Raw genomic sequence first — 23,400 nt, 5'->3', positions numbered from 1 at the left:
GTCACCGGATCGAGAACGCCTTCGCCCGCCTCAAGGACTGGCGCAGGATTGCCACCCGCTACGACAGATGCGCCGATCTGTTCCTCTCAGCCTGCGCCCTCGCAGCCGTCGTCATGTTCTGGCTATGAGTCCTGACCCTAGGGGAAAGCCTGATTCCATGGCGAAATTTCACCGCGATGGTCAGGCCTCCGCACGGGCCTGGCGTTTGCGTTCATGCGGATCCAGATGGCGTTTGCGCAGCCGGATCGTCTTGGGCGTGACCTCGACCAGTTCGTCATCATTGACATAGGCAATGGCCGCTTCCAGCGACAGGCGCACGGGCGGTGTCAGGCGCACGGCCTCGTCGGTGCCCGAGGCGCGGACATTGGTCAGCTTCTTGCCCTTCAACGGGTTCACTTCCAGGTCGTTGTCGCGGCTGTGTTCGCCGATGATCATGCCCTGATAAATCTGTTCCTGCGCGCCGATGAACATCTTGCCGCGATCCTCCAGGTTCCACAGCGCATAGGCCACGGACACGCCGTTCTCCATGCTGATCAGCACGCCTTGACGGCGCCCCTGTATGGCGCCCCTGTAGGGTGTCCAGCCGTGAAAGATGCGGTTCAGCACGCCATTGCCGCGGGTGTCGGTCATGAATTCGCCGTGATAGCCGATCAGCCCGCGCGAGGGAACATGGGCCACGATGCGGGTCTTGCCGAGGCCCGCGGGACGCATGTCGACCATATCGCCCTTGCGGTCCCCGGTCAGCTTCTCGATCACGACGCCGGTGTAGTCGTCCTCGACATCGATGATGACTTCCTCGACCGGTTCCAGGCGTTGGCCGTCTTCCTCGCGGAAGATCACGCGGGGGCGGCTGATCGACAATTCGAACCCTTCGCGACGCATGTTCTCGATCAGGACGCCCATCTGCAATTCGCCACGCCCCGAGACCACGAAAGCCTCGCCGCCGGGCGTGTCCTCGACCTTGATCGCGACATTCGATTCGGCCTCTTTCATCAGCCGCTCGCGGATGACGCGAGATTGCACCTTGCTGCCGTCGCGGCCGGCCAGCGGGCTGTCGTTGATACCGAAGGTAACGCTGATCGTGGGCGGGTCGATCGGCTGCGAGGGCAGGGCGGTCTCGACCTCGGGGGCGCAGATGGTGTCGGCCACCGTGGCCTTGGCCATTCCGGCCAGCGTCACGATGTCGCCGGCCCGTGCCTCGTCCACGGATTGCTGGGTCAGGCCGCGGAAGGCCAGCACCTTGCTGATGCGGAATTGTTCGATCCGCGCGCCGTCGCGCGCCAGTGCCTTCACCGTATCGCCAGCCCTGGCGTGACCGGCCTCGACCCGGCCGGTCAGCAATCGTCCCAAAAAGTTGTCGGCCCCGAGCGTCGTGGCCAGCATCTGGAAGGGCTCGTCGGTGCGGCTTATCTGCTTCGGCGGCTCGACATGACGCAGGATCAGGTCGAACAGGGCGGTCATGTCCTTGCGCGGACCGTCCAGCGTCTCGTCGCACCAGCCGCCGATGCCCGAGGCGTAGAGATGCGGAAAATCCAGTTGTTCATCCGAGGCGCCGAGATTGGCGAACAGGTCGAAGACATCGTTCAGCGCGTCATCGGGTTCGGCGGCGGGCTTGTCCACCTTGTTCAGCACGACGATCGGGCGCAATCCAAGCGCCAGCGCCTTGGATGTCACGAACTTGGTCTGTGGCATCGGGCCCTCGGCGGCATCGACCAGCAGGCAGACGCCGTCGACCATGGACAGGATCCGTTCGACCTCGCCGCCGAAATCGGCATGGCCCGGCGTGTCCACGATATTGATGCGGGTGCCCTTCCATTCGACGCTGGTCGCCTTGGCCAGGATCGTGATCCCGCGTTCGCGTTCGATATCGTTGCTGTCCATCGCCCGCTCGGCGACGGTCTGGTTCTCGCGGAAGGCGCCCGATTGCCTCAGGAGCTGATCGACCAGCGTTGTCTTGCCGTGGTCGACATGGGCGATGATGGCGATGTTGCGAATGTCCATGCGTGGGGCCTTCCGGTTTGCGCCGCTGCCCTATCGCGGCAGGCCCGGAAAGGCCAGCGGAAATCGCCCTGTCTGGAAGGGGGGCGACTGCCCCGCAGCCGGCCCTCCGGGCGGCTGCCATGCGCAGCCGCCCGAAGCCTCAGCGCAGGCCGAGGAAGGACAGGATGAACAGGACGACCACGACAAGGCCGACGATATAGATGATAGAATTCATGAAGCTTCTCCCTTCGTTTTCCGCTTGCGCGGACGCACCGTCGCGGCCGTCCGTCGCATGTCGTGCTGCCGAAAGAACGGCAACGCTTGTATCAAGTTCCCATGGCGCCACGAAAAATCGCGGTCATGGCGTTCGGGCGGGCAGCCAGCCCAGGCCCGCGGCGGTCTGCCGGACGGGGTCGTATTCGGCGCTGACCCAGCCCCGGTATCCCGATCGGTCGAGCATTTCGAAGAACGCGGGATAGTCGATCCCGCCGGTATCGGGCTCGTGGCGTCCGGGACAACCCGCGATCTGCACATGGCGCACCAGCGATGCGACGGGGGCCCAGGCCGCCAGCGCGTCGCCGGTGATCTTCTGGGCGTGATAGGCATCGAATTGCAGGCCCAGATTCGTCGCGCCCAGCCGTTCGATGATCGCGGCGGCCTTGTCGTAGTCCGACAGGTAATAGCCCGGCATGTCCTCGTGGTTGATCGGCTCGATCGTCAGGCTGGCATGAGGCGCGCGCGCGGCCGCCCATGCCAGATTGTCAAGGAAGGCTGCGTCGGCGCGGGCGCCCTCGGCCTTGCCGGCCATGATGTGGATGTGGCGCGCGCGCAGCGATTCGGCGACGCGCAGGGCGCGCACGAAATCGTGGCGGAAACGGTCTTCCATGCCAGGCTGGGCGGCGAAGCCGCGCGGACCGCCCGCCCAGTTCGGTGGCGGGCAGTTGATCAGCACGATCTCCAGCCCCGCCCTGATCGCCGCGCGCGACAGATCGCTGACGGCGATATCATAGGGAAACAGGATCTCGGCACCCTCGAATCCCGCCGCAGCGGCGGCGGCAAAGCGCTGCTGAAGCGGAAGTTCCGTGAACAGCATGGTCAGGTTGGCGGCGAAGCGCGGCATGGGGTCCTAGGGCTCCAGCGGGAAGAATTGCCCGGCCGAGCGGACGCCCGCGCGTCCGTCCCCGTCCCCGGTGACATCGGCTGCCGCTGCCAGACGGTAGAAGGTCTTGCGGTCGATCAGCGCCTCCAGACCGGCGCGGACATGAACATAGGGTCGCGGCTCGGCCGTCGTGCCGCGGATCACGATCGGGTGCTCGGCATCGGCCGTCACCAGATCGCCGACATTGGTGGTGAAGATGATCCGGTCCGGCGCGATCTCGGCATCGACGGCGATGAATGGCGCGTCCTCGACACGGATTCCGACCTTTTCGACCGGAGTCACCAGGAAAAAGCTGTCGCCCTCGCGTTTCAGCACGGTCGAGAACAGCCTCACCATGGCCGGTCGCCCGATCGGGGTGCCTTCATAGAACCACACGCCATCGGCGCGGATTTCCATGTCCAGATCGCCGCAGAACGGCGGATTCCACAGATGAACCGGCGGCAGTCCGCCTTTCTTCGCGGCCTTGCCGGCGGCTTCGGCGATGCCCGCCGCACTCACGCTTTTGTCACCCCGATCCGGCATTCGTTATGGTCGCCTCCGCCCGATTTCCCTATGCTCGGGTGTAAAGCAGCGGAAGGGCATTGTCATGGCTTCGGATGAAATTCTGGTGCAGGAGGTTCAGACCCTGGGTGCGCGGCTTGCCGATGCGCGCGCCAGCATCGAAGGCCGCTTCGTCGGTCAGCACCATGTGGTGGAGCAGGTTCTCGCGGCGATCCTGTCGGGCGGTCATGCGCTGCTGGTCGGCCAGCCGGGACTGGGCAAGACGATGCTGGTCGATACGCTGTCCACGGTGCTGGGGCTGGACAGCCAGCGCATCCAGTTCACCCCCGACCTGATGCCGGCCGATATCCTCGGCTCCGAGGTGCTGGACGTGCTGACCGATGGCAGCCGTGCCTTCCGCTTTATCGAAGGACCGGTCTTCACCCAGCTTCTGATGGCCGATGAAATCAACCGCGCCAGCCCGCGCACCCAATCCGCGCTGCTGCAGGCGATGCAGGAACGCGAGGTGACGGTCAGCGGCCGGCATCGTCCGCTGGGGCGCCCCTTCCATGTCCTCGCCACCCAGAACCCGATCGAACAAGAGGGAACCTATCCACTGCCCGAGGCGCAACTGGACCGCTTCCTGCTGCAGATCGACGTCGATTATCCCGACCGCGACACCGAACGCGGCATCCTGCTGGCGACGACCGGCATTGCCGAGGGCGCGGCCCATGCGGCATTCGACGCGCAGGGGCTGATCGCCGCGCAACGCCTGATCCGGCAGATGCCGGTGGGCGAGGCCGTGGTGGAAGCGATCCTCGATCTGGTGCGCGCCTTCCGACCCGGTGCCGACGAGGCCGCGCCCTTCGTGGCCGACACCCTGGTCTGGGGCCCCGGTCCCAGGGCCGCGCAGGCGCTGATGCTGGTCACGCGGGCGCGCGCAGTTCTGAACGGCCGGTTCGCGCCCACGCTGGAGGATGTCGAGGCGATGGCCCCGCCGGTTCTGCGGCATCGGATGGCGCTGTCCTTCGCTGCCCGCGCGCGTGGCGAGACCACCGACGCGGTGATCGCCCGCCTGCTGGATCAGCGTTTCGGCAGCCGTCAGGCGGCATGAGGCGGTCTTGACGCGCAGTCCCGCCGAACTTCGATCCCGCGCCGAGCAAGCCGGCGCCCATCTGCCCGGCCTGATCCTGTCGGCCGAGCGGCTGGCCGCGATGGTCGCGCCGGGCGCGCATGGCCTGCGCCGGGCCGGTCCGGGCGAGGATTTCTGGCAATACCGCCCGGCCAGCAGCGGCGATACTGCACGCAGCATCGACTGGCGGCGCTCGGCCCGTTCGGATTCGCAATTCGTGCGCGACCGCGAGGCGCAGACGGCGCAGGCGGTCGGGCTGTGGGTCTCGGCGGGGCAGGGGATGGGCTATTCCGGCGCGGTCGATCGGCCGACCAAGGGATACCGCGCCCAGGTAATGGCGCTTGCGCTGGCGATGATCCTGCTGCGCGGGGGCGAGAAGGTCGGGATGCTGGGCCAGCCGGCGCGCGCCGGCCGCGTTCAGGCCGAACGACTGGCCGAGGCGATGGCCATCACGCAGACCGCTCGCGACGACGCCGACGCGCCTGCGCCCGAAAGCCTGCGCCCCGCGCAGCGGCTGGTGATCCTGTCGGATTTCCTGACCGATCCGGACTGGGTCCGTGCGCTGCTGGCACGCGCATCCGGGATCGGCGTGCGCGGCGTTCTGATGCAGGTTCTGGACCCGGACGAGGAGAACTTTCCCTATTCCGGTGCAGTGGTCTTCCGGTCCCTGTCGGGCGCGACGCGCCATGACAGCCGCGACGCGGGTGGGCTGCGCGAGGCCTATCTGGCGCGGCTGGCCCAGCGGCGCGACTGGTTGCGCGAACAGGCCCGGGGCGCGGGCTGGCATTTCGGCCATCACGCGACCGGCCACGCCCCGGCCCACGCGCTGAGCTGGCTCTATCAGGTTCTGGGGGGCTGATGCTGATCCTCGGGCCCTTGGGATTCGCGGCGCCATGGGTGCTGGGCGCGCTGGTCGCGCTGCCGGTCCTGTGGCTGATCCTGCGTGCGATGCCACCGGCGCCGCGTCTGGTGGCCTTTCCCGGCGTGGCGCTGCTGCGCGGGCTGATCGACCGCTCGCCCGTGGCGCAGCGGACGCCGTGGTGGCTGCTGCTGATCCGGCTTGCGGCGGTCGCGGCGCTGATCCTGGCCTTCGCCGGGCCGGTCTGGAAGCCGGTGCTGCGCAGCGATGCGGATGGCCCGCTGCTGGTGGTGATGGATGCAGGCTGGGCCGCCGCGCCGGGCTGGGCCGGCCGGCAGGCCCGCGCCGAACGGGCCCTGACCGAAGCCGCCGGCCAGGGCCGCCCCGCCGCGCTGCTGCTGGCGGATGGCCGGACCGGTTCCGGTGCCCTGGTCTTCGCCCCCGCCGACCGGCTCCTGGCCGGTCTGCGCGCGTCGGGGCCTGTTTCCTGGGACACGGCGCTGCCCGACGATCCTGACGTGGCGCTGGCGGATGTGCCGGACGGGCTGCTTTCGACGCTGTGGATCAGCGACGGGCTGGACCATCCGAACCGCGCCGCCTGGCTGGCCGCCCTGGCCGATCGCGGGCCGGTGACGGTGGTGCCGCCGACGCGCGCGCTGACCGCGCTTGGCCTTGGCGGCGGCGATCGGCCCGCCCTGACGCTTTACGCCACGGGCGATGCCGCGCCCCAGATCCTGGCCATCGGGCCCGATCCGCAGGGGATCGAGCGCGAGCTGGCCCGACTGACCCCCGGCGATGTCACGCGCTCCGAGGGCGTTCTGACCCGCCCCGTCGCCATCGATCTGCCGCCGGAATTGCGCAACCGCGTGACCCGGTTCCAGATCGAAGGCGAAAGCCATGCCGGCGCGGTCGTCCTGGCCGATGACCGGGTTCGGCGCCGCAAGGTCGGGCTGGTGGGCGACGCCGCCGATCAGGCCGAGGGGCAGCGGCTTCTGTCGCCGCTGTATTACCTGCGCCGGGCGCTGGCGCCGACGACCGATCTGGTCGAGGGGGGGCTGGGCGATGTGCTGGACGCCGCCCCCGATGTGATCATCGTCGCCGATCAGGTCGAGATGGCCGAATCCGGAGAACTGGCGCAATGGGTCGATGAGGGCGGCTTGCTGATCCGCTTTGCCGGGCCGCGCATGGCCGCCTATGATGGTCTGGTGGACGAACCGCTGCTGCCGGTCACCCTGCGGCAGGGCGGCCGCGATATCGGCGGCGCGCTGAGTTGGGGCGACCCGCGCGGGTTGGCCCCCTTCGCCACCGATGGCATCTTCGCCGGCCTGACCGCGCCCGGTGACGTGACGGTGCGGGCGCAGTTGATGGCGCAGCCCGCGCCGGACCTGTCCGACCGCACCATCGCCGCCCTGTCGGACGAGACGCCGCTGGTCACGCGCGCGCGTGTCGGGCAGGGCCAGATCGTCCTGTTCCATGTCACCGCAAACGCCGAATGGTCCAGCCTGCCGCTGTCGGGGCTGTTCGTCGAGATGCTGAACCGGCTGGTCGCCACTGCCCGCGTCAGCCCGGCCGAGGAACAGGCCGAGGATCGCGAACAAGCCTTCTGGACGCCGCAGATCGTGCTTGACGGCTTCGGCCGCGCCGCGCCCGCCGAGGATCTGTCGCCCATCGCCGCCGGCGACATGGCCGGGGGACCGGCGCCCGGCCGCCCGGCCGGCATCTACGCGGCCGGCGATCGCAGCAGGGCGCTGAACGCGGGTGGCGACTTCACCCTTGCCACATGGCCCGGTGCCACGGTCGAGGCCGCGGCCGAACTGCCGGGACGGGATCTGAAGGGCTGGCTGCTGGCGGCCGCCGCGCTGCTGCTGGCTCTGGACGCGATCGGTTCGGCCTTCGTTGCGCGCGGCACGCGCGCGCGCGCCATGCCGGCGGCGGCGATCCTTCTGGCAGTGCTTCTGGCGCTGCCCGGCGGGCAGGCGCGGGCACAACAGGACCAGCCTGACCCCGATCTGGTTCGCGCCGCCAACGAGGTGGCGCTGGCCTATGTCGTGACCGGCGATCAGGAACTGGACCAGACCTCTTACGAGGGGCTGACCGGTCTGTCGCTGGCCCTGCGTCAGCGCACCTCGGTCGAGCCGGGCGAGCCCGTGGCGATCGACCTCGACACGGACGACCTGTCGGTGCTTACCTTCCTCTACTGGCCGATCAGCGCGGGGCAGACCCCGCCCTCGCCGCAGGCCTATCTGCGACTGAACCATTACCTGCGCTCGGGCGGGATGATCCTGTTCGATACCCGCGACGGCGACGTGGCGGGCCTCGGCGGGCCCGATCTGGGCCAGACCCTGCGCAATCTGGCCGCGCCGCTGGAGATCCCGCCCCTGGCACCGATCCCCGAAGATCACGTCCTGACCCGCAGTTTCTATATCCTCGAGGATTTTCCCGGCCGCTGGCAGGGCAACCCGGTCTGGGTCGAAGCGCCGCCCGCCGGGGCCGAGGCCGCCGAGGGCGTGCCGTTCCGGCAACTGAACGATGGCGTCAGCCCGGTGGTCATCGGCGGCAATTCCTGGGCCGAGGCCTGGGCGGTCGACGGGAACGGCTATCCGGTCTTTCCCGTCGGGCGCGGCTGGGAGGGGGAACGCCGGCGCGAGATGGCCTATCGTTTCGGCATCAACCTGATCATGTATGTGCTGACCGGGAACTACAAATCCGATCAGGTCCATGTTCCCGCGCTTCTGGACCGGCTGCGCGGGGTTGATCCCGGAAGGCTGCTGCCATGACCGAATTGCGCTTCGATCCGCTGATGCCCTGGTGGGTGATCGGCGCGCTGGCGGGGCTGGCGCTGCTGATCGCGGGCTTCGCGCTGTGGCGCGGCCTGCGCGGCTGGGCCTGGCGCGGATTGGCCGGTCTGGCCGCCGCGCTGGCGCTGGCGGGGCCGGCGCTGGAGATCGGCAGCCGTGCGGGCCTGTCGGATATCGTGGTGCTGCTGGACGACCGTTCGGCCAGCCAGAGCCTGCCGGAACGCGGCGATCAGACCGATGCCGCGGTAACCGAGCTGACGCGCCGGATCGAGGCGCTGCCCAATACCGAGTTGCGCCGCGTCACCGTCGGCGACAGCGAGGACGGCACCCTGCTTGCGACCGAGATGGCCCGCGCCGTCGCGGCCGAGCCGGCAAGCCGCCTGGCCGGTGTCATCGCCGTGACCGACGGCCGGATCCACGATGCGCCGATGCTGCCGCAATCCGTGCCCGCCCCGGTCCATGTCCTGCGGACCGGGCGGCCGCAGGACTGGGATCGCAGGCTGGTGATCGAAGAGGCGCCGGCCTTCGGTCTCATCGACCAGCAGGTCACGATCCGCCTGAGGATCGAGGATCAGGGCGCGGTCCCCGATAGCGTCGCCGGAGGTTCTGCCAATCTGCGCATCAGCGTCGATGGCGAGGATGAACAGACCTTCGCCGTGCCCGTGGGACAATCGCTGGAACTGCCGCTGACCCTGACCCATGCCGGCCAGAACGTGGTCCAGATCGGCTTTGACGCGCCCGACCCCGGCGGCGCGGGGCCGGAACTGACCGACCGCAACAACAGCGCCGCGATCAGCATCAACGGCGTGCGCGACCGGCTGCGGGTGTTGCTGGTCTCGGGCGAGCCCCATGCCGGGGAACGGACCTGGCGCAATCTGCTGAAATCGGACGCGGCGGTCGATCTGATCCATTTCACCATCCTGCGCCCTCCCGACAAGTCGGACGGCGTGCCGGTCGACGAACTGTCCCTGATCGCCTTTCCGACGCGCGAATTGTTCCTGCAGCGGATCGACGATTTCGACCTGATCATCTTCGACCGCTACCGGGTGCGGGGCATCCTGCCGCCCTCCTATTTCGACAATATCGCCCGCTATGTCGAAAATGGCGGCGCGGTGCTGGTTGCGGCGGGGCCGGAAATGGCCAGCGTCGAAAGCCTGAACCTGTCGCCGATGGGCCGGATCCTGCCCGCCCGCCCCACCGGCCGGATCATCAATCAGGCGTTCCGCCCGCAACTGACCGAGGCCGGGCGCCGCCACCCGGTCACATCGGGTCTGCCCGATGCGCCCGACGAGAACGGCGCGGGCGGCTGGGGCCGCTGGCTGCGCATGGCCGAGGTGACGCCCGACCCCGACGCTCAGGTCGCGATGACCGGTCCGGATGGCGCACCGCTTCTGATCCTGAACCGGGTCGGCAAGGGGCGGGTGGCGCTGCTGAGTTCGGATCAGGTCTGGCTCTGGAGCCGCGGTTTCGAGGGCGGCGGGCCGCAGCTGGAATTGCTGCGCCGCATCGCGCATTGGTCGATGAAGGAACCGGAGCTGGAGGAAGAGGCGCTGCTGGCCGAAGTTTCGGGCGGTCTGGACGTGCGCTTCACCCGCCGCACGATGCAGGACAAGGCCGGCCCGCTGATCGTGACCCGGCCGGATGGCCAGACCGAAGAGGTTCCGTTGACCCAGGCCGGGCCGGGCCGCTTCAGCGCCGACTGGACCGCGCCCGAGCCGGGGCTCTACCGTCTGCAGGACGGTGATCTGCGCCGGGTGCTGGCACTTGGCCCCGCCGCGCCGCGCGAATTCGAACAGACCGTTGCCAGCACCGACCAGCTGGCGCCGCTGGTCGAGGCCTCGGGCGGCGGCGTCGTCGCGCTGTCCGACGGCGTGCCCGATCTCAGAACGGTCGCGCCGGGCCGGACGGCCCATGGCCGGGGCGTGGCCCGTGACTGGATTGCCATCACCCCGCGCGATGCGGCGACGGTCACCGGCCTCGAACGGCGGCCCTTGCTGCCCGGCTGGGCGTGGCTGGCGCTGATCGCGGGGCTCATCTTGCCGGGCTGGCTGGCCGAGGGCCGCAGGACCGGCAAGGCGGCGCCTGTAACGGGCAATCCGGCCGCCGGCCAGGGCTGACGCGCTTGCCAAGGCCGGGCGGCGTTGCTAACCGGTCACAAATCCTCCGGAGGAAGACCAGCATGGCCGCCGCCCCGCGCAACCCAGCCCCCCATACCGAGGCCGATCTTTCGCTGATCAAGCGGATCATCCCGCACCGCTATCCGTTCCTGTTCATCGACAAGGTGCGCGACATCGTGGCCTTCGAAAGCGCAATCGGCGTCAAGAACGTGACCTGCAACGAGCCGCATTTCCAGGGCCATTTTCCCAGCCAGCCGATCATGCCCGGCGTCACCATCGTCGAGGCGATGGCGCAGACCTCGGCCGTGGTGGTTGGCATCAGCCTCGACGTCATCGACAAGCCGCTGCTGACCTATTTCATGGGGATCGACAATTGCAAGTTCCGCCGCATGGTGGTGCCGGGCGACGTGCTGGAACTGCATTGCACCGTCACCCGCGCCGGCGGCCGGATCTGGAAATTCCACGGCGAGGCCAGGGTCGATGGCCAGCTGGCGGCCGAGGCCGATTTCACCGCCATGATGGACCTGAAGGCCGATGGCTGAGACAGCGATCCACCCCACGGCCGTGATCGAGCCCGGGGCAGAGATCGGCACCGGGGTCAGGATCGGCCCCTTCTGCGTCGTGGGCTCCCAGGTGCGGCTGGCCGACCGGGTGGAACTGCGGTCCCATGTCGTCGTGACCGGTGACACCGCGATCGGCGACGAAACGGTGATCTTTCCCTTCGCCTCGATCGGCGAGGTGCCGCAGGATCTGAAATACCGCGGCGAGAAGGTGCGCCTGAAGATCGGCGCCCGCAATCGCATCCGCGAATATGTGACGATGAATCCCGGCACCGAGGGCGGCGGCGGCGTCACCCGCATCGGCGATGACGGGCTGTTCATGGCCGGCGCGCATGTCGCCCATGATTGCCGGATCGGAGACCGGGTGATCCTGGTGAACAACGCCTCGGTCGCGGGCCATTGCGTGCTGGAGGATGACGTGATCGTCGGCGGCCTGTCGGGCGTGCATCAATTCGTCCGCATTGGCCGCGGCGCGATGATCGGGGCGGTCACGATGGTCACGGCGGACGTGATTCCCTTCGGTCTGGTCCAGGGACCGCGCGGCCATCTGGACGGGCTGAACCTCATCGGGCTGAAACGCCGCGGCGTCAGCCGCGCCGAGATCGCCGCGCTGCGCAGCCTGCTGGCCGATCTGGGACGCGGTGCTTTTCGCGACAGTGCGCGGACGCGCGCGGAAGGCACGGTTTCGGCGATGGAGCGCGAGGTGCTGGATTTCATCCTCGGACCCTCGGACCGTTCGTTTCTGGCGCCGCGCCCGGCATGAGCCGCACCGCCGTCATCGCCGGTCAGGGTGGGCTTGCCCCGGCCGTCATCGCCGCGCTGGACGATCCGCTGGTCTATGCGCTGGACGGTTTCGCGCCGCCCGTGCCCGCGACCCCGTTTCGGCTGGAACGGCTGGTTCCCTTTCTCGACCGCCTGATTGAACACGGTGTGGACCGGGTGATCTTCGCGGGTGCCGTCCGCCGCCCCCGGCTGGATCCCGAGGCTTTCGATCCGCGCACGGCGCAATTGGTCCCGCGCATCCTGACCGCGCTGCAATCGGGCGACGACGCGGCCCTGCGCATGGTGCTGGATATCTTCGAGGAACACGGCCTGACCATCTGCGGCGTCGACCAGATCGCCCCGGATCTGGTGCCGGAGGCGGGGATCCTGACCGGCGCCCCGACCGATTCCGACCGCCGCGACGCCGCCCGCGCGGCCCGGATCCTGTCGCATATGGGCGACCTGGATCTGGGGCAGGGCGCGGTGGTGGCGCAAGGATTGTGCATGGCGCTGGAAACCCAGCCGGGCACGGCAGCCATGCTTGACTTCGCCGCCTGCCACACCGGACTGCGCCCCGACCCGACCGGCGCCAAAGGCGTCTTCTACAAGGCTCCGAAACCCGGGCAGGATCGGCGCGTCGATCTGCCGACGATCGGCCCCGACAGCGTCGATCAGGCTGCGGCAGCGGATCTTGCCGGCATCGCGTGGCAGGCGGGCGGCGTCATCCTGCTGGATCGCCAGCAGACGGTGCAGCGCGCCAGGGCTGCGGGGCTGTTTCTGTGGGCACGGCCGCAAGAGGGTATTTGATCAACGAAGAAGGGCTGGTTTCTTCTTCGTTGCCCCAATACCCATGGGCAAGGCAGCAACCGTAGGAGCCGCATGACGTTCTTCCTGATCGCGGGCGAGACCTCGGGCGACCAACTGGGCGCGGCCCTGATGGCCGGGATGCGCCAGTTGCGGCCCGATGTGGCCTTTACCGGCATCGGCGGGCCGCAGATGATGGCGCAAGGCATGGACAGCCTGTTTCCGATGGACGAGCTGTCGTTGATGGGAATCTGGGAGGTGCTGCCGAAATTTCGTCATCTGAAGCGCCGCATCGCCCAGGCTGCCGAGGCCGTGATCGCGGCGGCCCCCGAGGCGCTGATCACCATCGACAGCCCGGATTTCTGTCTGCGGGTCGCGCGTGCGGTTCGCGCCGCGCGGCCCGATCTGCGCACGATCCACTATGTCGCGCCCTCGGTCTGGGCCTGGCGCCCAGGCCGGGCGCTGAAGATGGCCGAGGTGATCGACCATGTTCTGGCGATCCTGCCCTTCGAGCCGCCGCTGATGCGGGCTGCCGGAATGCGCTGCGATTTCGTCGGCCACCCCATCGCCACCGCCGAAGTGGCGGGTCCGGACCAGGCGGCGCTGTTCCGCGAGACCCATGCCATCGCGCCCGAGGCGCCCGTTGTCCTGTGCCTGCCGGGGTCGCGCCGATCCGAAGTGTCGCGGCTGGCGCGGCGTTTTGACGAGGCGCTGCTGCGCCTGCGCGACCGGCTGCCCGAAATCCGCATCGTCCTGCCGACCGTGCCGGGCGTCGCGGATATGGTGCATGAAATGACACGGCGCTGGCCCACGGCGCCGATCGTGCTGGAGGATCCCGTGGAAAAGCGCGCGGCCTTCGCGGCCGCCGATCTGGCCTTGGCGGCCTCGGGGACGGTCAGCCTGGAACTGGCGGCGAACCGGATTCCGATGGTCATCGGCTACGACATGGCCCCGCTGAGCCGCCTGGTCGTGGGGATGCTTCTGCGCACCGATACGGTCACGCTGGTCAATCTGGTCAGCGACACCCGCGCCGTGCCCGAATTCCTGGGCAAGGCCTGCCAACCCGGCGCCATCGCCCAGGCGCTTCAGGATGCGCTGGAAGACAGCACCGCGCGCAAGGCCCAACTGGACGCGATGGATCTGGCCATGGACCGGCTGGGCAAGGGCGGCGAGGCGCCGGGACTGCGCGCGGCACGCTCGGTCCTTGGTTCGGTTACAGAACCGCGGTGACGATGATCTCGACCTTGTAATCGGGTGTCGCCAGTTTCGATTCGCCGGTCGCGCGGGCCGGGGCGTGGCCAGGCGCGACCCAGCCGTCCCAGACCTCGTTCATGGCGGCGAAATCGGCCATGTCGGCCAGCCAGATCTGGGCCGAGACGATCCGGCTTTTGTCCGTGCCGGCCTTCTTCAGCAGCGAGTCGACCTGGGCCAGGATCGCGCGGGTCTGTTCGGCGGCGGGCTTGCCCGGCTGGGCCACCTGGCCTGCCAGCCAGACCATTCCATTCGCCACGACCGCCTGGCTCATCCGCTGGCCGGCTTCGATACGCCTGATGTCGCTCATGTCTTCATGCTCCTTTTGCGAGACGCCAGAAAAAGATCGCGGTCATCCCGAAACCGACCACGGCGATCAATGCGCGCAGCGGCCCGCGCGGGATGCGCCGCGCTATCGGGGCCCCGGCATAGCCGCCGATGATGGTTCCAGCCGACATGATCGCGGCCGGAATCCACACGATCTTGCCACCAACCGCGAAGATGGCGAAGGCGATGATCGCCAGCGCCGCGCTGAGCCAGCTTTTCAGACCGTTCATCTGGTGCAGATCGCGCATTCCCCACATCGAGAAGACCGCAAGCATGATGATCCCCAGGCCGCCGTTGAAATAGCCGCCATAGATCGACATGGGAAGAAGCGTGCCCAGCCCGAAGGGCATCACCACCGATTGCCAGCGGGAAGCATGGCGGCGGATCGGTTCGGACCAGTAGAACACGATGGTCGCGATCAGCAGCAGGAAGGGGACCAGCAGCGCGAAGGCCTTGTTCGAACTGACCAGCAGCAGGACACTGCCGGCGCCGCCGCCGATCATCGTCCACAGGGTCAGCTTGATCAGCGGCACGCCGTCGATCGCGCGGATGTCGCGGCGAAAGCCCAGCGTCGCCGCGACATAGCCGGGCAGGGCCGCGACCGTGCTGGTGGCATTGGCGACGACGGGCGGGACGCCCGTGAAGACCAGCGCGGGAAAGGTGATGAAGGTGCCGCCGCCGGCAACCGCATTCAGGACGCCACCCAGCACCCCGGCGAGAAAGGTCAGGGTGACTTCGAGCATCCGGCGGCCTTGTCAATCACAATGCTGTGTGGAGCGGGTGAAGGGAATCGAACCCTCGTCGTAAGCTTGGGAAGCTTCTGCTCTGCCATTGAGCTACACCCGCGTGGCGTTTCGATTAGCCGTTGGTCGCGGCGCCGTCAAGGCTGTCAGACCAGCCCGACGGCCGCGAGGGCCGCGGCGATGTCGGGCGGCAGCGGATCCTCGGATGCGCGGTCGGCAGGCAGATCGGCAGGGGCCTCGTCGCCCTTCAGATAGCGCCAGCCCTGGAACGGGCGGCGCGGCACGGCGGCGACGCGCACCAGATCGCGGTCCAGCACCAGCGCGCAGCGGCGGATGCCGTCCTGGCCCAGCCTTTCGTCCAGCCGCAAAAGCCGCTGGCGGGCCAGCATGACGCCCTTGAACACCCAGTAAATCGAGCCTCCGTCCAGCAGTTCCGCCTCGCGTCTGGGCCACATGCGGGTGACGTGAATGGCCGGCGCCTCGTGGAAACGCTGCTTCTGCCAGTGCAGCAGATCCTCGGGGCCGTCGGCGCCGACGCAGAGTTTCATCAGGTTGAGCGGGGCTGGCATCTCCGCAAGATAGGTGGGCCGAAGACGCGCCGCAAGCGGACCGGTCCTGTCCGTTGGCCAAAGCGGGCGACGTCAGGCACTGCCGATCGCGGGTGACGAATCTTGCCGGCTGGCAAGATGCGCCAGGACGAAATCCGCCCGCGCCTCGACATCGGTTCCTGGCAGGACGATGGTATCGTATCCAAGCCGACCGAAAGCATCGGCCAGGCGGTGATACTCATCGATGGCGTCCTGCATGTCGTGCCGCCGCGCGTCATCTGTCCGGTAGATTTCCGGCCAGGGCGGGGTCAGAAAAACCTGCTGGTGAAAACGCCCCCGCCCGCCGAGCGTCTCGCCAAGCGGTGTCCCAGCCGCGTGTTCCAGCGGACGGCCGCATCGATCAGCCCGCGATCGAAAAAGAGCCAGCCGGTGACGCCACGCAGACCCCGCCGGTCCTCAAGCGCCATCTCGATAGCCCTGCGCGCGAAGGCTTCCGGATCGGCCCAGGGAAGCGCGCTGCCATGGCCGGGCTTCTCTTGGGCGACGATCCGTCTGCCGGGCTCGGGCACGACGGGGAATCCCCGCCGTGCCAGTTCGGCGAGAAGCGTCGATTTTCCGCCGCCCGAACAGCCTGAAAGGATGACGTGCCGGCCAAGATTGTCGCGTGGCATCGGGTCTTCCTTGGCCGCGAGATGCAGTTCAGGTTCAAGAATGGCGTCGTCTCTCAGAGCCGCGGCCGATGGCGCGACAGCAAAAAGCCGCGACATCGGCCGCGGCTTTCAGGATTCGTTCATCACAAGCGGATCAGAGCTCGTCCAGCGCCTCGACGGCCTTTTCCAGTTCCTGCTTGCTGATTTTCTTTTCCTCGACCTGCGCCTTTTCGGCGATGTGATCGACAACCTTGTCCTCGAAGATCGGGGCGCGCAACTGCTGCTGCATGTTCTGGTTCTGCTGCACGAATTCGAAGAAGGCCCGTTCCTGACCCGGATATTGACGCGCCGCCTGCAAGACGGCCTGGGTCATTTCCTGATCGGTCACGCTGACTTCGGCCTTCTGCCCGATCTCGGCCAGAAGCAGGCCCAGACGCACCCGGCGCTCGGCCAGTTTCCGGTGCTCGTCTGTGGGCTCGATGGCGCCGTGATCGTGGCCTTGCTCCTCGGGATGTTCTTCGTGCCACAATTGGTGAGCGATCTGGTTGGCCTCGGCCTCGACCAGCGATTCCGGCAGCTCGAATTTGACCTGATCGTCCAGCTGATCCAGCAGAGACCGCTTCATCACCGCGCGGGCGGCACCGGCATATTCGGTTTCCAGCCGTTCCGAGATCTGCTTTTTCAGGCCGTCCAGATCCTCGGCGCCGAATTTCTTGGCCAGTTCGTCGTCGATCTCGGCGGCTTTCGGCGCCTTGACCGCCTTCACCTTGCATTCGAAGGTCGCTTCCTTGCCGGCCAGATGCTTGGCCCCGTATTCCTGCGGGAAGGTGACCTTCACCGTGACATCCTCATCGACCTTGGCGCCGACCAGTTGTTCTTCGAAGCCCGGAATGAAGCTGTTCGAGCCCAGGACCAACGGGTAATCCGCGGCCTCTCCGCCCTCGAACGCCTCGCCATCGACAAAGCCCTTGAAGTCGATCACGACCTGATCGCCGTCCTTGGCCTTGCTGCCCTTGCGGCGGTCGTCGAAATCCTGGGCCGATTTCGCCAGGTTCTCCAGCGCCTCGTTCACTGCTTCTTCCTCGGCCGGGACGCTCAGCTTTTCCAGCTTCAGCCCGGTCATGTCAATTTCGGGGATGGCGGGCAGGGTTTCGTAGCTGACATTGACAACCACATCGTCGCCTTCCTTCCAGTTCTCGCCGTTCTCCATCTCGACGGCGGGCTGGGCGGCGGGGCGATCGCCGGTTTCCTCCAGATGCTTGCGCAGGGCGCCATCGATGGCCTCCTGCATGGCGTCGCCAAGGATGCGCGGGCCGAATTGCTTCTTCAGCATCGCCATCGGCACCTTGCCCTTGCGAAAGCCCTTCATCTCGATCTCGGGCTGCGCCTCTTTCAGCTTGGCATCGACCGTCGCGGCCAGGTCGGCGGCGGGCAGGGTGAACTGGTAGCCCCGCTTCAGACCTTCGTTCCGGGTTTCCTTGACCTGCATCATCGTCCTCATATCCAGAAGGGCCGCCAGAAGCAGGGCGACCTGAAAATTTCCGCCCTTCTAGTCGTGGGGGCGGGGGTCTGCAAGCAGATTGCGGAACCGCCGGCGCCCAAGCGCGTTCCCAATCGACGCCCTGGAACGCGAACGGGATCAACCTCATGGATCATCCTCGAAAGACCGGCGGATTGGCCGCCCTGGCCCTGGCTCTGGCATTGCCGGTTGCAGGCTGGTCGCAAGATGCAGCCCCCGCGCCCGAAGACGGCCAGCCGCGCGCTGCCGGAACTGCGGCGAGCGGTGCGCAGCCGGAGGGGAACGGGACCGGCGGAAATCTTGCCACGACCGGCACCGCTGCCAAATCCGCCAGCCGCGAATGCGACAACGCAGCCGGCAAGGCAGTGCCAGCGACCCAGCCGCAACCGGACGATGACGGCATGTCTCCGGCCAATTCCGGCAGCACCGGTTGGAGCGGGGGAACCGGCGGTTCGCAGATCGGCACCAATGCTCAGGGTGGGCTGCCGGGATCGAAGACCTGGCACGCGCCGACCGCGCGCGGACTGGATCTTTCCGGACGGCCTGAACCGGCCGACCTGCCTCAGGACGGGCCGAAACCCGAAGCAGCCGATCTGGCGGGACTGCCCGATTGCTGAGATAAAGGCGGCGGGACCGGCCCTGCCGGAATTTTTCTGTCAGCCGGCGTGCAGCCTGACATCCGCCTTTGCGGCTGCGGCGCCCATCTGGCCGGGCCGGGACAAAAGCCGCGACCAGCGCGGCTCGATTCGTCCGGGAAGGCGCGCGTGCAGCAGCCCCATCGGCAGCGCCCATGGCTGGAACAGGGCGGTCCGGTAGAAATCGAACAATCCGCGCCGCAGATAGGGCGTCCAGTGGGACAATCGGCGCGGATGACGTTCGGTCGGAAATCCAAGGCGTTCCAGCGCCGCAAGCGTTTCGCCCTCGTCGATCTGCATATCGACCCAGTTCCGCGTCGGCCGGTTCAGCCCGAAACCCAAAGCCTGCCTGCGGCCCAGCGACAGCCATTGTTCCAGCGCGAAGTCGAAAAGGTCGTTCTCGCGCGAGGTGATGTTGATCACTTCGGCCTGCCGACCGGCGGCCGAGGCCAGGGCCCGCGCGGCTTCGTCGCGAAATTCGGCTCCGGTCAGAAGGATCATCCGCCCGATCGTGCCGCAAACCGCCTCGCGCAGGGCGGTCAGCGCGACGCGCGCGCCCAGGGAATGGCTGATGACGGCCACAGGCCGACCCGAGGCATGCGCCAGCCGGTCTACCAGCCCCGACAGCGACCGCCCGGCAAGGCCCGCCCGGCGATAGGCCCCGCGCAGGGTGCCCCGCGCTTCCCAGCCAAAGGCGATGGCCAGTCCGTCCTGGGGATGGACGCCGCCGAATCCCAGAGCCCGCGGCCAGGATGTCGCCCGCCGCTGCCGCGGATCGGGATCGAGCGACAGGATGTGACGATGGGGATCATGGGCCGGCTGCGAGGGCGAATAGCGGTAGCCGTGGATCATCACGACAATGGGCGCCTCGGCGGGCAGGTCGGCGGCGACCTGCCACAAATGCTGCGGCAGAGCGTGATCGGCATTGATCCTGACGACGGGCATCCCGACCTCCCCAATGGCCTCATCTGGCGCTGTGGTAGATCGAGGGTGCGACGGTCGCGTGAAAGAAGTGTTAAGCCTGCGTGAAGATGCGTTGCGCTTTTTAGGCGGTTTTTGTCGCTCGAAATCAGATTACTGCGGAACGTCGCGGAAACTGTCATCGGTCAGCGGCAGCGCATCACTTGTCCGTTGGCCAAGGCGGCGCCTGACCGGTGGCGATACGTCGCGCAATCCGGCCGGAAACCGCCATCCTTGTGCCTAGGCCGTTTTCCCCATTGAATTTTCCCCGGCTGACCCTCTATGTTGCGTATATACGCCAAGCGGCCTCAATCGCAGGTTGCATGGCGCAAACAGTTTCGCAGCGCGGCACCTCTGGCCCCGACCTTTGGCGGGCGGCATGTGCCACGCGGAAAAACCCGCCCTTGGCAGCGAAGACCTCGCGACCGGGGCGATACCAGACAGCGGTTCGGCGGGCCTTGGCCAACCGGACCATCATCAAGGAACAGACGCGATGACGCGCGCAGGGGACGGACGAACAGACGGGGGGCGGGCCATGGGCCGGGCCGCCCGACTGGTCGTGGCACCCGCCGCGCCCGTGTCCCCATCACAACGCAGCCTGACTTCCGGGGCGCCACTGGCGCCGCCCGGCGCAGTGCTGCGCGAAAGACATGACAATGGCAAAGAAAATGCTGATCGACGCAACCCATGCCGAAGAGACTCGGGTGGTCGTTGTCGACGGAACCAAGGTCGAGGAATTTGATTTCGAGACCGTAAACAGACGGCAGATTTCGGGAAACATCTATCTGGCAAAGGTCACGCGGGTCGAACCCTCGCTGCAGGCGGCGTTTGTCGATTACGGCGGCAATCGCCACGGCTTCCTGGCCTTCGCAGAGATCCATCCCGATTATTACCAGATCCCCGCCGCCGACCGCGATGCACTGCTGGCCGAGGAACGCGCCCATGCCGAGGCGCAAGAGGCCGAAGAGGCTTCGCGGGGCGGAAAAAGCCGCAAATCCGCAAAGGCCGAGAAGGCCGAAAATGGTGACGAGATCGTCGCGGAGGATTCCCGGTCCGACGGTGAAGAGGCCGGCGCATCGGATGCGGTCGACAAGGATGACAGCATTGAATCGGTGGCCGATGAGGATGTCAGCGAGGAAATCCGCGTCTCCAAGAAGCCGCGTTCGCGCCGCTACAAGATCCAGGAGGTGATCAAGGTCCGCCAGATCATGCTGGTCCAGGTGGTCAAGGAAGAACGCGGCAACAAGGGCGCGGCGCTGACCACCTATCTGTCGCTGGCGGGCCGCTATTGCGTCCTGATGCCCAACACCGCCCGCGGCGGCGGCATCAGCCGCAAGATCACCAACGCGGCCGATCGCAAGAAGCTGAAGGATATTGCCGGCGAACTTGACGTGCCGAAGGGCGCGGGCCTGATCATCCGCACGGCGGGCAGCCAGCGCACCCGGACCGAGATCAAGCGCGACTACGAATACCTGTTGCGGCTGTGGGAACAGATCCGCGAGGTGACGTTCAAGTCCGTGGCCCCCGCGCCGATCTACGAGGAAGGCGACCTGATCAAGCGCACGATCCGCGATCTTTATTCCAAGGAGATCGACGAGGTGCTGGTCGAGGGCGAGCGTGGCTATCGCGTGGCCAAGGACTTCATGAAGATGATCATGCCGTCCCATGCCAGGAACGTGAAGCTTTATAGCGACCAGATGCCGCTTTATGCGCGCCATCAGGTCGAAAGCTATCTGGGCGGCATGTTCAACCCCGTGGTGCAGTTGAAATCGGGCGGCTACATCGTCATTGGCGTGACCGAGGCGCTGGTCGCCATCGACGTGAACTCGGGTCGGGCGACCAAGGAGGGCTCGATCGAGGAGACGGCGCTGAAGACCAATCTGGAAGCCGCCGAGGAGGTCGCCCGCCAGCTGCGCCTGCGCGATCTGGCCGGCCTGATCGTGATCGACTTCATCGACATGGAAGAGCGCAAGAACAATGCCTCGGTCGAGAAGCGGATGAAGGACCGGCTGAAATCGGATCGCGCGCGCATCCAGATCGGCCGCATTTCGGGTTTCGGCCTGATGGAAATGAGCCGCCAGCGCCTGCGTCCGGGGATGCTGGAAAGCACGACCCAACCCTGCGCGCATTGCCACGGCACCGGCCTGATCCGCAGCGACGACAGTCTTGCCCTGACCATCCTGCGGGCGATCGAGGAGGAAGGCACGCGCAAGCGGTCCCGCGAGGTGCTGGTCAAGGCGCCGGTTGCGGTGGCGAATTTCCTGATCAACGCCAAGCGTGAACATATCGCCGTGATCGAGGGGCGCTATGGTCTTTCGGTGCGGATCGAGGCCGATCCGGCGCTGATCTCGCCCGATTACGCGATCGAGAAGTTCAAGACTGCCACGCGCCTGGTGGCCGAACTGCCTCATGCTGCGCTGTCGGTCGATGCCACCCTGATGGCGCAGATCGATGACGAGGAGGACGAGGTCGAGGTCGAGGAACAGGCCGAATACCGGGCGCAGACCGCCCCGGATGCCGCGTCGCAGACCGCCCCGGATGCCGAGGGCGAGGACGAGGACGACGAGGGCGGCCGCTCGCGCAAGCGCCGGCGGCGCCGGCGGCGGAAATCCTCGTCCCATGCGGATGAGGCGGGACGGAGCGCCGACAGTGACAGCGACAGCGACGAGATCGCAGGCCGCCAACCGTCGGAAAACGAAGCCGCCGATACCGGGCAGCCACGACCTGACGGGCAGCGTGACGGCCAGCCTGAGACCGGCGACAGCGACGAAGCGGTCGCAGGCAAGCCCGCCTCGCGGGGCCGCCGATCGCGTTCGCGGGGCCGCAAGGCGGACGACGCCGCAGGCGCATCCCAGGCCAAAGGCCTGCCCGAAGTCGTGGATCTGCGCGATCATGCCGAAGAAACCCTGGCCGAGGGCCTGCCCGGCCCGGATGCCGCGCAGGAAGCTGTGACGGCCGAACCGTCCGAGGCTCCCAGGACCGCAGATTCTGCAGTCCCGGAAATCCCTGCCGAAGCGCCACCGGCGCCGGTGCAGCCCCAGACGACACCGCCCGCCCAGACGGCCGAGGATGGGGCGGCCGAGACGACCGGGCCCGACCAGCCGGTCGAAACCCGAGAGCCCGAGTTGGCCGAGACCGCAGGCTCTGACACTACGCGGCGCAAGCGCCGCGGCTGGTGGTCGCTGGGACGCTGATACCGAAAAAGGGCGCGGTTCGATCCTGACGCATTCCGCGTGGTGGGAGGCCCACCCGCAAGCATAGTTCGATGAGATAAGGCCGTGCCAAAGATGCACGCGGCCTTATCCAAACGTTGCGCATCGTCATCGACTGCTATGTGCAGTTAGTGCATCTGGCCTCGTGGCGGGATCATGCTACCCGGAACTCAATGCTGCTACCTGTTTCTTCGGAATATCATGACTTCCGATTGTTTTCTGGATGCAGCGACCAACTGTATCCAGGATCTGCTTCTCCCTAACCCTATCAGACTCCGGTGTTAGGAACTCGGGAGATGAAAGATATGTCGACGACTTTAGCCGCCCCGGAAGGTGCTCTCTGCGTCCAGCTCTCTGGTTCAGTTCGACAGCTCGCGAAAGGGCATCGATCATGATGCTCTTAGCCTGCTCATCTGTTTGGCGCGACAGGAAGACTGAATAAACCCGTGAGACCAAGCGCAGGAGAGCATCCTCCTGATCCTCTACTTCACAAGCTGCCATGAATAGACCGCCAAGGAGACCAGCAACGCTGCCATTCTCATTGTTCGGGGCCGCAATCTGTTCAAGCAAACTGGAAAGGCGAGGATTCTCCTCTTCGTTGGAAGAGCGCCATTCATGGAGCACTGCGGCCGTGTCAACGCTGGTGAAAGCATAACCGCCTCCAAGAAGGCAAGGATGGCATCGACATATGCACTTGGGTCCAACCGGCTGGCTCTCCGCGCCTCCTGAAGCGCAACCTGGGTCCATGTAGATTGTAACCGGCGTTAGCGTCCGAGGACGTGGTGTAATTTCTGCGCCTTCATCGGTGCAATCCCGGGTGGCCATCGAGGTGTATGGTCGAGGTGGAGTTTCGACGCTTCAACCACGAACCCTACGGAGACCCCGATGACCAAAACCAACATGG

General features: G+C 67.1%; 21 protein-coding genes, 1 tRNA gene and 1 pseudogene. 11 read left to right on the top strand and 12 right to left on the bottom strand.

All coding sequences use genetic code 11. The features are described from left to right. Positions 1 to 128, top strand: a pseudogene (locus tag AC13CR_RS00480) (IS5/IS1182 family transposase); the annotation flags it as partial. A 52-nt stretch (positions 129 to 180) separates the two neighbouring features. On the opposite strand, the gene typA reads toward AC13CR_RS00480, so the two are convergent. The 3 genes from typA to AC13CR_RS00465 all read right to left on the bottom strand — a co-directional run bounded on the left by typA (position 181) and on the right by AC13CR_RS00465 (position 3,661). Next, on the bottom strand, positions 181 to 2,001 hold the full coding sequence (gene typA / locus AC13CR_RS00475) for a translational GTPase TypA (protein WP_292958268.1): 1,821 nt from the start codon (positions 1,999 to 2,001) through the stop codon (positions 181 to 183). Between the two features lie 337 nt (positions 2,002 to 2,338). Continuing rightward, complete coding sequence (locus AC13CR_RS00470) at positions 2,339 to 3,100, bottom strand: hydroxypyruvate isomerase family protein (protein WP_292958266.1); 762 nt, start codon at positions 3,098 to 3,100, stop codon at positions 2,339 to 2,341. A gap of 6 nt (positions 3,101 to 3,106) precedes the next feature. Further along, complete coding sequence (locus AC13CR_RS00465; RefSeq protein ID WP_292958264.1) at positions 3,107 to 3,661, bottom strand: DUF1285 domain-containing protein; 555 nt, start codon at positions 3,659 to 3,661, stop codon at positions 3,107 to 3,109. A gap of 64 nt (positions 3,662 to 3,725) precedes the next feature. On the opposite strand from AC13CR_RS00465, the gene AC13CR_RS00460 reads away from it, so the two are divergent. From AC13CR_RS00460 to lpxB, 8 genes are all read left to right on the top strand, one after another. Next, entirely contained in the window at positions 3,726 to 4,733 is a 1,008-nt protein-coding gene (locus tag AC13CR_RS00460; RefSeq protein ID WP_292958262.1) for an AAA family ATPase, read from the top strand. Positions 4,734 to 4,740: 7 nt separating this feature from the next. Then, on the top strand, positions 4,741 to 5,610 hold the full coding sequence (locus AC13CR_RS00455; protein WP_292958260.1) for a DUF58 domain-containing protein: 870 nt from the start codon (positions 4,741 to 4,743) through the stop codon (positions 5,608 to 5,610). Beyond that, positions 5,610 to 8,387 carry a DUF4159 domain-containing protein gene (locus AC13CR_RS00450; protein ID WP_446233863.1) on the top strand — a complete coding sequence of 926 codons (2,778 nt, stop codon included), beginning with the start codon at positions 5,610 to 5,612 and terminating at the stop codon, positions 8,385 to 8,387. The genes AC13CR_RS00455 and AC13CR_RS00450 overlap by 1 nt, the downstream gene beginning before the upstream one ends. After that, entirely contained in the window at positions 8,384 to 10,525 is a 2,142-nt protein-coding gene (locus tag AC13CR_RS00445; protein ID WP_292958256.1) for a hypothetical protein, read from the top strand. The genes AC13CR_RS00450 and AC13CR_RS00445 overlap by 4 nt, the downstream gene beginning before the upstream one ends. Before the next feature lie 62 nt (positions 10,526 to 10,587). Further along, the gene (gene fabZ / locus AC13CR_RS00440; protein WP_292958254.1) at positions 10,588 to 11,067 is read left to right on the top strand and encodes a 3-hydroxyacyl-ACP dehydratase FabZ; all 480 of its coding nucleotides are present in this window, start codon (positions 10,588 to 10,590) and stop codon (positions 11,065 to 11,067) included. Further along, positions 11,060 to 11,848 (top strand): acyl-ACP--UDP-N-acetylglucosamine O-acyltransferase, encoded by a 789-nt coding sequence (lpxA, locus tag AC13CR_RS00435; protein ID WP_292958252.1) that lies wholly within the window; start codon positions 11,060 to 11,062, stop codon positions 11,846 to 11,848. Before fabZ ends, lpxA begins: the two co-directional genes overlap by 8 nt. After that, complete coding sequence (locus tag AC13CR_RS00430; protein ID WP_292958250.1) at positions 11,845 to 12,654, top strand: LpxI family protein; 810 nt, start codon at positions 11,845 to 11,847, stop codon at positions 12,652 to 12,654. Before lpxA ends, AC13CR_RS00430 begins: the two co-directional genes overlap by 4 nt. Positions 12,655 to 12,726: 72 nt before the next feature. Beyond that, positions 12,727 to 13,881, top strand: a complete 1,155-nt coding sequence (gene lpxB / locus AC13CR_RS00425; RefSeq protein WP_292958248.1) for a lipid-A-disaccharide synthase — start codon at positions 12,727 to 12,729, stop codon at positions 13,879 to 13,881. On the opposite strand, the gene AC13CR_RS00420 is transcribed toward lpxB, so the two are convergent. From AC13CR_RS00420 to tig, 7 genes are all read right to left on the bottom strand, one after another. Continuing rightward, complete coding sequence (locus tag AC13CR_RS00420) at positions 13,865 to 14,212, bottom strand: RidA family protein (RefSeq protein WP_292958246.1); 348 nt, start codon at positions 14,210 to 14,212, stop codon at positions 13,865 to 13,867. The two genes, lpxB and AC13CR_RS00420, sit on opposite strands and share 17 nt — an antisense overlap. 4 nt (positions 14,213 to 14,216) lie before the next feature. Next, entirely contained in the window at positions 14,217 to 14,972 is a 756-nt protein-coding gene (locus AC13CR_RS00415; protein ID WP_292958244.1) for a sulfite exporter TauE/SafE family protein, read from the bottom strand. Positions 14,973 to 15,001: 29 nt separating this feature from the next. Next, a tRNA-Gly gene (locus AC13CR_RS00410) sits at positions 15,002 to 15,075 on the bottom strand. Positions 15,076 to 15,118: 43 nt separating this feature from the next. Then, positions 15,119 to 15,541: a DUF1489 family protein gene (locus AC13CR_RS00405; RefSeq protein WP_292958242.1), complete on the bottom strand. Its 423-nt coding sequence runs from the start codon at positions 15,539 to 15,541 to the stop codon at positions 15,119 to 15,121. Positions 15,542 to 15,613: 72 nt separating this feature from the next. Continuing rightward, on the bottom strand, positions 15,614 to 15,811 hold the full coding sequence (locus AC13CR_RS00400; protein ID WP_446232080.1) for a hypothetical protein: 198 nt from the start codon (positions 15,809 to 15,811) through the stop codon (positions 15,614 to 15,616). A 17-nt stretch (positions 15,812 to 15,828) separates the two neighbouring features. Further along, on the bottom strand, positions 15,829 to 16,191 hold the full coding sequence (locus AC13CR_RS00395) for an AAA family ATPase (protein ID WP_293013960.1): 363 nt from the start codon (positions 16,189 to 16,191) through the stop codon (positions 15,829 to 15,831). 133 nt (positions 16,192 to 16,324) lie between these two features. After that, complete coding sequence (gene tig, locus AC13CR_RS00390) at positions 16,325 to 17,659, bottom strand: trigger factor (RefSeq protein WP_292958326.1); 1,335 nt, start codon at positions 17,657 to 17,659, stop codon at positions 16,325 to 16,327. Positions 17,660 to 17,817: 158 nt separating this feature from the next. On the opposite strand from tig, the gene AC13CR_RS00385 reads away from it, so the two are divergent. Continuing rightward, positions 17,818 to 18,306, top strand: coding sequence for a hypothetical protein (locus AC13CR_RS00385; protein ID WP_292958238.1), 489 nt, complete (start codon positions 17,818 to 17,820; stop codon positions 18,304 to 18,306). A gap of 39 nt (positions 18,307 to 18,345) precedes the next feature. On the opposite strand, the gene AC13CR_RS00380 is transcribed toward AC13CR_RS00385, so the two are convergent. Next, positions 18,346 to 19,269 carry a hypothetical protein gene (locus AC13CR_RS00380; protein WP_292958236.1) on the bottom strand — a complete coding sequence of 308 codons (924 nt, stop codon included), beginning with the start codon at positions 19,267 to 19,269 and terminating at the stop codon, positions 18,346 to 18,348. 671 nt (positions 19,270 to 19,940) lie between these two features. On the opposite strand from AC13CR_RS00380, the gene AC13CR_RS00375 reads away from it, so the two are divergent. Continuing rightward, positions 19,941 to 22,478, top strand: coding sequence for an Rne/Rng family ribonuclease (locus AC13CR_RS00375; protein WP_292958234.1), 2,538 nt, complete (start codon positions 19,941 to 19,943; stop codon positions 22,476 to 22,478). Positions 22,479 to 22,655: 177 nt separating this feature from the next. On the opposite strand, the gene AC13CR_RS00370 is transcribed toward AC13CR_RS00375, so the two are convergent. Further along, the gene (locus AC13CR_RS00370) at positions 22,656 to 23,120 is read right to left on the bottom strand and encodes a hypothetical protein (protein ID WP_446232566.1); all 465 of its coding nucleotides are present in this window, start codon (positions 23,118 to 23,120) and stop codon (positions 22,656 to 22,658) included. Between the last annotated feature and the right edge of the window lie 280 nt (positions 23,121 to 23,400).

The sequence above is a fragment of the Paracoccus sp. L-17 genome, from assembly GCF_056857655.1.
Note: the sequence above shows the minus strand (reverse complement) of the source record. Positions and strands in the feature narration are given on the sequence as shown.